Annotated in this window: 9 protein-coding genes and 1 pseudogene; 5 read left to right on the top strand and 5 right to left on the bottom strand. The window is 72.6% G+C overall.

Annotated features, from left to right (window positions below):
- The 3 genes and pseudogenes from AC1MIR_RS10460 to AC1MIR_RS10450 form a co-directional block, all read left to right on the top strand.
- Positions 1-2,155, top strand: a pseudogene (locus AC1MIR_RS10460) (hypothetical protein); the annotation flags it as partial.
- Positions 2,156-2,197: 42 nt separating this feature from the next.
- Positions 2,198-2,764, top strand: a complete 567-nt coding sequence (locus AC1MIR_RS10455) for a demethoxyubiquinone hydroxylase family protein (RefSeq protein WP_480028104.1) — start codon at positions 2,198-2,200, stop codon at positions 2,762-2,764.
- Between the two features lie 125 nt (positions 2,765-2,889).
- The gene (locus AC1MIR_RS10450) at positions 2,890-3,726 is read left to right on the top strand and encodes an ABC transporter substrate-binding protein (protein ID WP_480028103.1); all 837 of its coding nucleotides are present in this window, start codon (positions 2,890-2,892) and stop codon (positions 3,724-3,726) included.
- Here the strand turns inward: AC1MIR_RS10450 and AC1MIR_RS10445 are convergent.
- The 3 genes from AC1MIR_RS10445 to AC1MIR_RS10435 all read right to left on the bottom strand — a co-directional run bounded on the left by AC1MIR_RS10445 (position 3,723) and on the right by AC1MIR_RS10435 (position 7,576).
- Positions 3,723-5,501 carry a flavin-containing monooxygenase gene (locus AC1MIR_RS10445; RefSeq protein WP_480028102.1) on the bottom strand — a complete coding sequence of 593 codons (1,779 nt, stop codon included), beginning with the start codon at positions 5,499-5,501 and terminating at the stop codon, positions 3,723-3,725. The two genes, AC1MIR_RS10450 and AC1MIR_RS10445, sit on opposite strands and share 4 nt — an antisense overlap.
- Positions 5,502-5,582: 81 nt before the next feature.
- Entirely contained in the window at positions 5,583-6,548 is a 966-nt protein-coding gene (locus AC1MIR_RS10440) for a Bug family tripartite tricarboxylate transporter substrate binding protein (protein WP_480028101.1), read from the bottom strand.
- Positions 6,545-7,576 carry a mannonate dehydratase gene (locus AC1MIR_RS10435; RefSeq protein WP_480028100.1) on the bottom strand — a complete coding sequence of 344 codons (1,032 nt, stop codon included), beginning with the start codon at positions 7,574-7,576 and terminating at the stop codon, positions 6,545-6,547. Before AC1MIR_RS10435 ends, AC1MIR_RS10440 begins: the two co-directional genes overlap by 4 nt.
- Before the next feature lie 60 nt (positions 7,577-7,636).
- Here AC1MIR_RS10435 and AC1MIR_RS10430 point away from each other — a divergent pair, with 60 nt between their 5' ends.
- Entirely contained in the window at positions 7,637-8,314 is a 678-nt protein-coding gene (locus tag AC1MIR_RS10430) for a GntR family transcriptional regulator (RefSeq protein WP_480028099.1), read from the top strand.
- On the opposite strand, the gene AC1MIR_RS10425 is transcribed toward AC1MIR_RS10430, so the two are convergent.
- Both AC1MIR_RS10425 and AC1MIR_RS10420 read right to left on the bottom strand, forming a co-directional pair.
- The gene (locus tag AC1MIR_RS10425; protein WP_480028098.1) at positions 8,283-9,638 is read right to left on the bottom strand and encodes a glutamate--cysteine ligase; all 1,356 of its coding nucleotides are present in this window, start codon (positions 9,636-9,638) and stop codon (positions 8,283-8,285) included. The genes AC1MIR_RS10430 and AC1MIR_RS10425 overlap by 32 nt on opposite strands.
- A 14-nt stretch (positions 9,639-9,652) precedes the next feature.
- Positions 9,653-10,417 carry a 16S rRNA (uracil(1498)-N(3))-methyltransferase gene (locus tag AC1MIR_RS10420; RefSeq protein ID WP_480028097.1) on the bottom strand — a complete coding sequence of 255 codons (765 nt, stop codon included), beginning with the start codon at positions 10,415-10,417 and terminating at the stop codon, positions 9,653-9,655.
- A gap of 31 nt (positions 10,418-10,448) precedes the next feature.
- Here AC1MIR_RS10420 and AC1MIR_RS10415 point away from each other — a divergent pair.
- On the top strand, positions 10,449-12,493 hold a 2,045-nt coding region (locus AC1MIR_RS10415), incomplete at its 3' end, for a tetratricopeptide repeat protein (protein ID WP_480028096.1).

The raw sequence follows: 12,493 nt of genomic DNA, 5'->3' as shown, positions 1-12,493 counted from the left end.
GGCGGGCTGCCACCGGATCGCCACCGACCCCGCCCCGGCCGCCGCGCTGCCCGCGCCGGGCGGCGCCGACTATGCGGCGGACGGCGCGCTGACCATCGCCGGCGCGCTCGGCAACGACACGCTGCGCGCGACCGAGGCGCAGATCGCCGTGGTCTTCTTCGGCGGGGCCGGCAGCGACCGGCTGATCGGCGGCGCGCTGGGCGACACGCTGCTGGGCGATGCCGGCAACGACGTCCTCTTCGGCATGGCCGGCAACGACGTGCTGGACGGCGGCGAGGGCAATGACCGCCTGATCGGCGACAGCGGCAACGACCTGCTGCGCGGCGGCGCGGGAAACGACACGCTGTTCGGCGGCGCAGGGGCTGACACGATCGAGCTCGGCAGCGGCGTGGACCGCGCCGATGGCGGCAGCGGCAGCGACCGCTACCGCGTCGCCGTCACCGAGCTGACCTCCGCCGACATCATCGTCGACGAGGATGGCACGGCAGACACGCTGGAGATCCTCGACGTCTTCAATACGGTGACGCTGGCCTTCACCCCCGTGAGCATCAGCGGCGCCCTGGCTTCGCGGCTTCTGGGCATCGAGCGCTTCATCCTGGGCTCGGGCAACGACATCGTCGTGGCGTCGGACGCGATCGGCGACAGCGCCGGCGCCGATGCGGTCACCATCATCGGCGGCGCCGGGGACGACAGGCTGAATGTCTCGCAGGTGGTCCGGCTCACCACCCCGCTGGCCGCCCTGCTCGATGGCGGGGATGGCGCGGACACCCTGTTCGGCGGCCTCGGTGCGGACACGCTCAGCATCGGCGCTGGAAACGACCGCGTCTTCGGCGGCGTCGGCAACGACCTGATCCTCGCGCCCTCGGCCGAGCTCAACGGCCTGGACAACCTGAACGGCGAGGGCGGGACCGACACGCTGCGGCTGGTCGGCAACGAGGCGCTCGGGCCCGGCAGCTTCACCGGCCTCTCCGGCATCGAGATCATCGAGCTGGCGGCGGGCGGCCAGGCCGTGACGCTGCCGGGCGCCTTCGCCGATGCGCTGGGCTTCACCATGTCCACCATCCGCGGCGGCGCCGGCGACGATTCCATCGATGTCAGCGCCTTCGCCTCCAACCGCCGCGTGACGGTCGAGCTCGGCAACGGCAACGACACGCTGTTCGGCGGCGCAGGCAACGACACCGTCTTCGCCGGGCAGGGCGCGGACGAGATCAACCTCGGCGCCGGCATCAACCGCGTGACCTTCGCGGCGGGCGAGCTCTCGGGCCTCGACATCGTCACCGCCAGCACCACCGTCGCCTTCGACACGCTGGTGGTCGGCGTGGCGGCGGGGCGGACGCTGCCGCAGGGTGCCTTCGCCGGAATCTCCGGCTTCGACACCTTCAACTTCGACGGCGAGGGCGGGGTGACCGGCGTCCGGCTGCCCGCCACCCTGGTCAGCCAGAGCGGGCAGGCCAGCGTGAATGTCAACGCAACGGGCGGGAGCATGGCGCTGGACGGCCGCGCCATCCCCAGCGCCTTCCGCATGGATGGCGGCAACGGCGATGACACCCTGTTCGGCGGCAGCAGCGCCGACACGCTGGTCGGCAATGGCGGCGAGGACGTGCTGGTCGGCGGGCCGGGCGGCGACCGGATCTTCCTCGGCGCCGACCCGAGCACCCGCGACATCGCGCTGCTGCGGTCGCAGTCGGACGGAACGGCCGACATCAACACGACGCTGAGCACCGCCGGCGCGGACAGCGTGAACGGCACGGAGTTCGACGGCAACTTCATCATGGTGGACCGCTTCGGCTTCGGCCTCGATAGCAGCACCACCTTCTTCGTCAGCGCCGGGCAGGACATCAGCCTGGGCTTCTCGGCAGCGCGGCTGGAGGGCGTGTCCATCACCGGGGATGCCTTCGGCTCGCTCACCGCGGTGCGCAACGCGGTGGGATCACGCCTCACCGATAACGACCCGAGGGCCTTCGAGAAGCTGATCCTGGTGATCACCGGGTCAACGAACACGCGCTTCGGCGTCTATTACTTCGAGGATCGCGACCACAACACGACGGTGGACAGCAAGGACATCCTGCGGCTGCTCGCGATCGGGACCGGCCCGGGACCGTCCTTCTCCGGCAACAGCGGCTTCCGCCTGACCTCCGACTTCGAGCTGCTGTAGTCCCCTTGCCCGAGCGCAAAGCCGTGCCACATCGGCAGCGCCATGACCCATGACCGCAAGCCGCTGATCGCGCCCCCGCTCGCTTCCCTCCCGCCGATGCCGCGCTGGCTGATCCAGGAACTGCGCAGCGACCATGCGGGGGAGACGGGCGCGGTGATGATCTATCGCGGCATCCTCGCCGTCTCCCGCCATCCCGGCGTGCGCCACTTCGCCGCGCGGCACCGCGCGACGGAGCAGGGGCACCTCGATCTGCTGAACGAATTGCTGCCGCCCGCGCAGCGCTCGAAGCTGCTGCCGATCTGGCGCGTCGCGGGCTTCCTCACCGGTGCCCTGCCCGCGCTGTTCGGCCCGCGCGCCGTGCATGTGACGATCGACGCGGTCGAGACCTTCGTGGACCACCACTACCAGCAGCAGCTCGACCGCCTGGACGCGGAGGGCATTCACCCCGAGATCCGCGCCCTGCTGGCGCAGTGCCAGGAGGAGGAGGTGGACCATCGCGACGAGGCGCGGGAGCTGCATGGCGGCGCGCCCGGCCCGTTGCTCCGCGCCTGGGGCTGGATCGTCGGCACCGGCTCGGCGGCCGCGGTGATGGCCGCGAAGCGCATCTGACCTGGGGCGTAACGGCTTCCGGCAAGCCGCGGCAAACCACGGCAGATGCCGCGCCGGCGGCGGTTTGACCCGGCCGCCTCGACGCGTCATCTGCTAGGCGACGGCCTGATCACCGGGAAAGCACCATGCTTCGCCAGTTCCGCCGCGGCCTGCTTGCCGCCGCCCTCGCCACCCTCGCCCTGCCTGCCCTGGCGCAGGAGCGCAGCATCACCGTCGCCTCCACCACCAGCACGGAGCAGTCCGGGCTGTTCCGCCACATCCTGCCGATCTTCACCCAGGCGAGCGGGATCGGCGTGCGCGTCGTGGCCCTGGGCACCGGGCAGGCGCTGGATGTCGGCCGGCGCGGCGACGCCGATGTCGTCCTCGTGCATGACCGCGCCGCCGAGCAGCGCTTCGTACAGGAGGGCTTCGGCCTCGAGCGGCGCCATGTGATGTTCAACGACTTCGTCATCATCGGCCCCGCAAGCGACCCCGCCAGGATCGCCGGCCTGCGGGACACGGCGGAGGCGCTGCGCCTGATCTCGGCCGCGAATGCGCCCTTCGTCTCCCGCGGCGACCGCAGCGGCACGCATGCGGCGGAGCTGAGGCTGTGGCAGGCGGCCGGCGTGGACCCGGCCCAGGGCCGCGGCCAGTGGTACCGGGAAGTCGGCCAGGGCATGGGCCCGGCGCTCAACACGGCCGCGGCGCAGAACGCCTACATCCTCGCCGATCGGGGCACCTGGCTGTCCTTCCGCAATCGCCAGGACCTCAAGGTGCTTGTGGAGGGCGATCCACGCCTGTTCAACCAGTACGGCGTTATGGTGGTGAACCCGCAGCGCCACCCGCATGTGAAGCAGGCCGATGCGCAGCGCTTCGTGGACTGGCTGGTCTCGCCCGCCGGGCAGGAGGCGATCGCCGGCTACAGGATCAACGGCGAGCAGCTCTTCTTCCCGAATGCCCGCCAGCCGGAGCCGATCAGCTAAGGCCGGTACACCGGCGTCGGAATGCCTTCCATCCTGGCCTTGATCTGCATCGCCAGCAGGCGCGAGTAGAAGCGCGCCTGCAGCAGGTTGCCGCCCTGCAGCCACAACCCCTGCTGCGCGGTCGGCTTCCACATGTTCCGAAGCTCGCCTTCCCAGGGCCCCGGATCCTTCGCCGTGCCGGAGCCGAGGCCCCAGACATGGCCGACCTTATGCGCGACCTCGGGCGAGATCAGCTCCGCGATCCAGCGCTCCATCGGGTCGAAGCCCGTCGCATGGACGATGAGGTCGGCGGGCAGGAAGCTCCCGTCGTCCAGATGCACGCCCTCCGGCACGATGCGCGCGATGCGCACCCGGCTGCGCAGCGCGATCTCGCCCGCGATGATCAGCCGCGACGCGCCGACATCGATGTAGTAGCCGGAGCCACGCCGGAAGTATTTGAGGCCGTGGCCCGTCCCGTCCTCGCCGAAGTCCAGCAGGAAGCCGGCACCTTCCAGCGCCGCGTAGAAATCCGCGTCCAGCCGCCTGATCTCGTCATAGACGCCGCGCATGATCTGCGCGACGAGCGCGAAGGGGCGCGAGGCGAGGATCAGGTCGGCCTGTTCGGTGGTGATGCCCGAGGCCAGCGCGGCTTCCGAATAGAGGCGCCCCCAGCTGAACGCCATCAGCCGCTCGCTGCGCACCACGGTGGTGGCGGAGCGCTGCAGCATCGTCACCGCCGCGCCGTGCTCCCAAAAATCGGCGCAGATGTCGTGCGCCGAGTTGTTCGATCCGACCACGATGCAGCGCTTGCCCGCGAAGCCGGCGCCGCTGCGTAAGGCGCTGGAATGGCATTGCACGCCGGCGAAGCTCTCGGCACCGGGGATCCGCGGGATGCTGGGCGCGCCCGACATGCCGGTGGCCAGCACGAACTGGCGCGGATGCAGCACGCGGGTTTCGCCGTCGCGCGCGACGGTCAGTGCCCATTCGCCGCGCGCTTCGTCGAAGGCCGCGGCGCGCGCCTCCGTGCCGCACCAGATGTCGAGCTCCATCGCCTCGGCGTAGAAATCCAGCCAGTCGGCCATCCGGTCCTTCGGCGTGAAGACCGGCCAGCTTTCCGGGAAGGGCAGGTAGGGCAGGTGGTTGGTCCAGACCGGATCGTGCAGGCAGAGGCTGTCGTAGCGGGTGCGCCAGGCATCGCCCGGCCGCGCATGGCGCTCGATCAGCAGCGTCGGTACGCCAAGGCGCTTCAGCCGCGCACCCAGCGCCAGCCCGCCCTGCCCCGCGCCGATCACCACGCAATAGGGCTGGCGCGTCGTGCCGAGTTCCGCGCGCTCCGCCGCGCGCCGCTCCGGCCAATGGCGCCGCCCGCGGATCGCGCCGTGCTCCACGCCGGCCTCGCGCCGCGTTCCGATGCTTTCCTCATGGCCGGTCAGGCTGAGTGCGACGGTGAAGAGCGTCCAGGCCTTGCCGTCGCGCAGCCGGAGGTGGCCGCGCGCCGCGGCCGTCGCCGTCTCGAAGCGGAACCAGCCTTCCGTGACGCCACCCGTCTCCGTCGCGCTGCCGGGCTCGAACCGGATCTCGCTTGGTGCGATGCGATCGAGGCAGTCGCGCAGCATCCGCGCGATCGCGTCGGCGCCGTCCAGCGTCACGATGGACCAGGTGAAGGCCAGCATGTCGCGCCAATGGCAATCGCGCCCGAACAGCGCGGCCGCGCCCGCCGCATCCCGGGCCGCGAGGCGGTCCGCGAAATCGGCGATCCATGCGGCGAGGCGGGCCTCAGGCGTATCCGAATGCAAGGCGGGCTCCTGGCGGGATGGCGGCGGCGAGCATCGCCCATCCCGCCGCGCTGGTTAAGGCAGGCCTGTCCCGCGCCGCGGTCAGTCCAGCTTGATGCCGCGTGCGCGGATCACCGCGCCCCAGACCTCCGTCTCCTGCGCCAGCCAGCGCCGGAAGCTCTCGGGACCGTCGGTGCGGATCTCGGCGCCGAGATTGCCGAGGCGCTGCTGCGTCGCCGGCATGCGCAGCGCTTCCGCGAAGGCGCGATACTGGCGCTCGACGATCGCGGGCGCGGTCTTCGCCGGGGCCAGAAGGCCTTGCCAGATCCCCGCCTCCGCCGCCGGCCAGCCGAGCTCAGCGAAGGTCGGCACATCGGGCAGGTCGGCAAGCCGCCGCGGGCCGGTGACGGCGATGGCGCGCAGCCTGCCATCCTTCACGAAGGGCAGCGTCGCGGTCGCGCCGTTCACCACCATCTGGCTCTCGCCGGTCGCCGCCGCCTGGATGCCGAGCATGCCGCCGCGATAGAACACCTCGGTCACCTCGCCGCCCCAGTGCTGCACGACCACCAGCGCGGTCAGGTGGTTCAGCGCGCCGACGCCGGAATGGGCGAAGTTGATCCGGCCGGGATTGGCCTTCGCATAGGCCGCGAGCTCCGCGGCGCTCCGCACCGGCAGGCCCGGATGCACCGCCATGATGTAGGGCGCGTAGATCAGCATCGTGACCGGATCGAGATCCTTCGCCGGGTCGTAGGTGAGGCGCGAGAACAGGCTCGGGCTGGTGGTCAGGATGCCGGGATCGGTCAGCAGCACCGTGGTGCCGTCCGGCGCGCTCTTCGCCACGTTGTCGGCGCCGAGATTGCCGGCGGCGCCGCCACGGTTGTCCACCACCACCGCCTGGCCGAGCACGCGCTGCACATCCGGCTGCACCAGCCTGGCGATCAGGTCGGAGGTGCCGCCCGGCGGAAAGGGCACGACGATGCGCAGCGGCCGGTCCTGCGCCGAGGCCCCGCGTGCGGCGACCAGCGCCGGCAGGGCGAGCGCCATGCGGCGCGTGAGCTTCAGCTTCATGACGTTCTCCCTCTCGTGTCGTTCAGTGCGCGCAGGATGCCGGCGATGTAGCCGGTGGCATGCGCCCGGCCGCGATGGCCCCACACCGTGTCGTCCACCAGATGCGGCACGTGGTCGTCGATGACGAAGCCGTCGAAGCCGGCGTCGCGCAGCACGCGCAGCACCGCGACGGGATCCACCGTGCCTTCGTCGATGAAGGCCTCGGCGAAGCGCGGCAGTTCGCCGGCAACGCTACGCAGATGCAGGTAGTGGATGCGGCCCGCGCGCGCGAAGCGACGCAGCGCGCGCATCATCCCCTCGGCCCCGCTCTCCGCAAAGGTTCCGGTGCAGAAGGCGATGCCGTGCATCGGGCTGTCCGCGAAGGACATGGCGCGGGCGAATGCTTCCTCCGAGCGGAAGATGCGGGCGACGCCGTCCAGCACGGGAACGGGCGGATCGTCGGGATGCAGCGAGAGCTTCACGTCGGCCGCTTCCGCCACCGGCAGCACGGCGGCGATGAAGCGTTCCCAGTTCGCCCACATCTCGGCCTCGCTGCGCGGCGGCAGCGTGCCGGTCGCGACGCGCTGGCCGATCGCGTCGTCATAGGCCGTCACCAGCGCGCCGCCGCGGCCATGCGCGGCCTTCGCGGTGCGCCAGACGCCGTCGGGGATCCAGTTGTAGCCGAGCACGGGAATGCCGGCCTGGCCCATCGCGCGGATCGTCGCCTGGAAATCCGCGATCTGCTCCTCCGCGCCGGGCAGGCCGAGCATGGCCTTGTCCAGCAGGTTCGCGGGCACGCCCTCGATGCACTCGAGCGCGAGGCCATGCGCCTCCACCGCTGCGCGGAGCTGGATCAGGTCGAGCGCCGACCAGCGGCGCATCGGCGCGCGCGGCCCCGCCTTGGCGGAGAACTGCCTGTTGAGGAAGGCGACCCAGGCGGGGCTGTCGAGGTCCGGCTTGTTCACCGTCACGCCGCTGCAGCCGATCTGCCGCGCGAAGGCGAGATCGGCCTGGGTCAGCTCGCGGAACTGGCCGGCGACCAGGCGCATCCCGGCGTTTCCTCCCTCCGTCGGATTGCATCAAACCGTACAGATTTGATAGAATCAAGCATGAGAACCGCCGAGGACGACGTCACCGCCCAGCTCCGCCGCCTGATCGTGCAGGGGGAGCTGCCGCCGGGGGCGAAGCTGACCGTGGCCGCGCTGGCCGCGCGGCTCGGCGTCAGCGCCACGCCGCTGCGCGCCGCGCTGCGCCTGCTGGAAGGCGAGGGCCTGGTCGAGAGCCATCCGCATCGCGGCGCCTGGGTGCGCGTGCTGGCCCCGCAGGACATCCGCAACCTCTATCGCCTGCGTGGCGCCGTGCTGGGCCTTCTGGTGCCGGATGTCGTGCGCCACGTCTCGGATGCCGACCTCGAGGTGCTGGCGGCGCTCGATGCCGGCTTCCGCGCGGCGGCGCAGTCGGGCGACGGGGCGGGCGCGATGGCGGCGAACCAGGAATTCCACCGCGCGCTGCTCGCGCTGGCGCGCAACACGGATGCGGCGGCGGTGATGGATCGGAGTTGGGCGCTGGTGGAGGCGCTGCGCCTCAGGCTCGGCTTCGGGCCGGGCCGGCTGGCGCGGTCAGCAGAAAGTCACAAGGCTTTGCTGGCCGCGCTGCGCGCACGGGATGCGAAGACGGCGACGCGGCTGATGATCGCGTCGTCGGACAATGCGATGGCGGACCTGCTGGAACGCGCGATGGCGCTGCAGGTGCGGGCTACGCCTCGGCCTCGGCAAAGATCCGGCTGACATCGCCGCCCCAGGCGCGCTCACGGCGCTGCAGCCAGCGCTCGGCCTGCGTCATCCCGCTCGCCGCGATCTCCTCCAGCGGGGCGAGATACACCTCTTCGCCCAGGCCGCGCGCGCGCAGCCCGTCGCGCGCGATCGCCAGCACATCGCGCGCGACGTCCTGCAGCGTGCGGCCCGCGATGCGCGCGCGCAGGGCCTGTTTCGGTGCTTCCAGCCGCAGCGCGCGGATCGCGTCAACGCTCCAGCCGCGGATCAGTGCCGCGGCCGCCTTCTGCGCGGCGTCGTCATACAGCAGACCGGTCCAGAGGGCGGGCTTGGCCATCAGCATCGGCACGCTGCCGGCATCCGCGCCGCGCATCTCCAGGAAGCGCTTCAGGCGCACATCGGTGAAGATCGTCGTCACATGGTCGGCGAAGTCGCCCATCGTCGCCGTGTGGCCCGCAAGCGCCTCCGCACGCCCTTCCAGGAAGGCGCGGAAGGGAATGCCCGCGGCGTCGATGTAGCGCCCCTCCCGCATGATGAAATACATCGGGACATCGAGCACAAACTCGGAAAAACGCTCGAAGCCGAAGCCGTCCTCGAAGGCCACGGGCGGGATGCCGGTGCGATCCGGATCGGTGTCCGTCCAGACGCGCCCGCGGAGCGAAAGCCACCCGCTCGGCTTGCCTTCGATGAAGGGGGAATTCGCGAACAGCGCGGTGGCCAGCGGCTGCAACGCCAGGGAGACGCGCAGCTTCTCCACCATGTCGGCCTCGTCGCCGAAATCCAGGTTCACCTGCACCGTGCAGGTGCGGAGCATCATGTCGAGCCCCATGCCGCCGACGCGCGGCATGTATTGCCGCATGATCGCGTAGCGGCCCTTCGGCATCCAGGGCATGTCCTCCCGCCGCGCCAGCGGATGGAAGCCGAGCGGCGCGAAGCCGAGGCCGAGCGGCCCGGCCACCTCATGCACCTCGCGCAGATGCGCGGCGAGTTCGACGCGCGTCGCGTGCAGGTCCGCCATCGGCGCGCCCGAAAGCTCGAACTGGCCGCCCGGCTCCAGGCTGACCGAGGCCTCGCCCCGCTTCAGCCCGATCGGCTTGCCGTTGTCGAGGATCGGCTGCCAGGGTTCCTTGCCCCTTGGCGCGGCGATGCCTTCCAGCATGGCGCGGATGCCGTCCGGCTCGTAGGGCGGCGGCGCCAGGTCGGTACGCCGGAAGCCGAACTTCTCGTGCTCCGTGCCGATGCGCCACGCGCCCCGCGGCTTCGAGCCCGCGGCGAACCACGCCGCAAGCTGGCGGACCGAGGTGATCGGCGTGAGGTCGGCCTCGCCGGGATTCGACATCGTGCTGGCGTTCTCTATCCGCGTGTTGCCCGGCTGTCGGGGGAAGTCCCGCCGGGTGCTTCGGTCCAGTCCCCGACCAGCGCCTGCAGCGCCGCGAGACCCGCCACCGCGGCAGTCTCGGCCCGCAGGATGCGGGGGCCAAGCGCGGCCGGCACAACAAAGGCACGCCGACGGAGATCGTCAAGCTCCGCCCCCTCGAACCCCCCTTCGGGCCCGACCAGCAGCGCCAGCGGGCATGACAGGCCCGCGACCGCCTCCCGCAAGGGCGGCGCGGCGCGGCGCTCCATCGCAACGACCAGCTTCGTGGCGTCCCAGCCGTCCAGCACGCGATGCAGCGGCACCGCGTCGTCCACGGCGGGCACCGACAGCCGCTCGCACTGCTCCGCCGCCCCGCGGGCGATGGCGGACAAGCGCTGCGCATTCGCGCGCTCGGCGACCGTGCGGCGCGTCAGCACCGGCTGGATCCGCGTGGCGCCGAGCTCCGTCGCCTTCTCGACCAGCCAGTCCATCGCATCGCGCTTCAACGCGGCGACCAGCAGCCGCAGCTCGGGCTCGGGCGCGGGCTCTCGCCGGCGCAGGCCGATCGCGAAGCGCGCGCGATCCTTGCGCATTAAGGCGATGGTCGCGTCGTGTTCCCCGTCGCGCGCGTTGAACACCCGCACCGCATCACCGGCGCCCCGCCGGAGCACGGTGCCGAGGTGATGCGCCTGGCCGGAAGCGGCCTCGACCTCCGCGCCCTCGGTCAGTGTCGCGTCCAGGAACAGGCGTGGGATGGACATGGCGGTGCAACCCAAGGCTATACCGTGGCGCATGGCAACCAGCGCCCGGCGCCGCCTCCTGCTGCACGCGACCGTCGCCCTGCTGCTCTCGGCCGGGACGGCTGCGGCGCGGCTGCCAAGCATCCCGTTTCCAGCCGCCCCGCCCCTCGCGACCGAGGATTGGCGTGCCCTGCGGACGCAGGCCTCGGACGGCGATCCTGAGGCCGCATACCGCCTCGGCCGCGGCTTTCTCGGCCTGGGCGAGGCCGGCGGCGAGGAGGCGGTCCGCTGGCTCGACCATGCGGCCGCAAGGGGCCATCCGGCTGCGCAGCTCCTGCTCGGGCTGGTGCTGCTGCGCGCCGAGGCCGGCGTGCCGCGCGACATCCCGCGTGGCCTCGCGCTGCTGCGCAGTGCCGCGGCGGCGGGCGAGGCCATCGCGCTCGCTGTTGTCGGGACGCTGGCCGCGACCGGCGAGACGATGCCCCAGGACCTGGCGCTCGCCCTCGACCACAGCCGCCGCGCCGCGGAGGCGGGTGAGCCGATGGGGCAGACCATGCTGGGCCGACTTCTTCTGGCTGGCGCCGGCGTGCCGGCCGATCCCGCGGCCGCCGCCGACTGGTTGGGCCGCGCCGCGGCACGGGGTTACGCGCCCGCCGAGGCGATGCTCGGCGATCTCCTGGCCACTGGCCGGGGCGTGCCGCGCGATCCCGCGCGCGCGGTAGCCCTGTTCCGCAAGGCAGCCGGCGCAGGCGAGGCGGAGGGGGCACGACGGCTCGGGCTCGCATTGCTGGACGGGCTGGCCGGCCAGCCGGAGCGGCAGGAGGGATGGGCCTGGATCCGCCGTGCGGCCGAGGACGAGGATGCCGAGGCGGCCTGGCTGCTGGCGCGCGCCCTGGCCGAGGGCGCGCCCGCTCTGCCGCAGGACCGGATCGAGGCTTGGCACTGGCTGGTCCGCGCGGCCGGGAACGACCTCGCCATCGCGCAGGCGTCGCTCGGGATCGCCTATGCGGAAGGGCAGGGACTCGGGCCGGGGCGCAACCCGCGCCTCGCGGTGCGCTGGCTGGAGGCATCGTTGGACCGAGCCGCGAGGGAGGCGCCCTTCCAGCCTGTCACGACGGAGCGCGAGACCATCCTGGCGCGGGCGCGCTATCGCCTGGCGCTGCTCAGGCTGGCGGGCGACGGCACGCCGCGCGATGCGCGTGCCGCCGTCATCCTGTTGGAGGAGGCCGCGCCGCTGGAAGCCGAGGCCGCAGCACAGCTCGGCGTCATGCTGGTCACCGGCCGGCATGGCATGGCCCGCGACGAGGCGCGCGGCGAGGCGGTGCTGCGCGACGCCGCCGCGCGCGGCTCGGCGCGCGCCGCCTACAATCTCGGGATCGGAACGCAGGACGGCGCGATGCCCGGCGGCGACGCCGAGGCGCTGCGCTGGTTCCGGATGGCCGCCGCCCGCGGCGAGCCCAACGCCTTCTTCCGTCTCGCCGAAGCGCATGAGAAGGGCCGCGGCGTGGTCGCCGATGCCGGCGCGGCGCTGGTCTGGTTCGAGCTCGCAGCCCGGTCCGGCCAGGCCGATGCGCAGGCGCGGCTCGGCGACGCGCTCCGCCTCGGCCAACTCGGCCAGGCAGCCGACCAGGAGGAGGGCCTTGCGTGGACCCGGCGGGCGGCGGCGCAGCGGCATCCGGGCGCGCTGTTCCTGCTCGCCTCGCTGACGGAGTTCGGCAATGCCGGCTTCGCGCGCGACCCCGCTGCGGCGCTGCCGCTCTACCAACAGGCGGCGGCCGCCGGCGCGGCGCAGGCCTATCGCCGGCTCGGCCAGGCGCGGCGCGACGGCGACCTCGGTCTGGAAGCCGACCGGGCCGAGGCGCTGCGGCTGGCAGAGCGCGCCGTGGCGCTCGGGCTGCCCGAAGCCGAGGCGGACGTGGCCTGGCTCCTGGAGGGCGGGCCCGGCGGGGCGGGGGGTCACCACGCCCCCGGCGCCGGGCCCCCCCCCCCGCCCCCCCCCCGGCGCCCCCCGCCCCCCCCCCCCCCCCCCCGCGGCCCTCGTCCCGTGGATGGCATCGCCGGGCCAGGCGCAGGAATGGCGCGGCTGGAACATCCACG

The organism is Falsiroseomonas sp. RANM36 (genome assembly GCF_056682175.1).
This window is presented reverse-complemented; position numbering and strand designations above follow the sequence as displayed.

Coding starts and splice junctions, on each gene's coding strand:
- AC1MIR_RS10455 (WP_480028104.1), top strand. CDS start 2,198: ATGACCCATGACCGCAAGCCGCTGATCGCGCCCCCGCTCGCTTCCCTC.
- AC1MIR_RS10450 (WP_480028103.1), top strand. CDS start 2,890: ATGCTTCGCCAGTTCCGCCGCGGCCTGCTTGCCGCCGCCCTCGCCACC.
- AC1MIR_RS10440 (WP_480028101.1), bottom strand. CDS start 6,548: ATGAAGCTGAAGCTCACGCGCCGCATGGCGCTCGCCCTGCCGGCGCTG.
- AC1MIR_RS10435 (WP_480028100.1), bottom strand. CDS start 7,576: ATGCGCCTGGTCGCCGGCCAGTTCCGCGAGCTGACCCAGGCCGATCTC.
- AC1MIR_RS10430 (WP_480028099.1), top strand. CDS start 7,637: ATGAGAACCGCCGAGGACGACGTCACCGCCCAGCTCCGCCGCCTGATC.
- AC1MIR_RS10425 (WP_480028098.1), bottom strand. CDS start 9,638: ATGTCGAATCCCGGCGAGGCCGACCTCACGCCGATCACCTCGGTCCGC.
- AC1MIR_RS10420 (WP_480028097.1), bottom strand. CDS start 10,417: ATGTCCATCCCACGCCTGTTCCTGGACGCGACACTGACCGAGGGCGCG.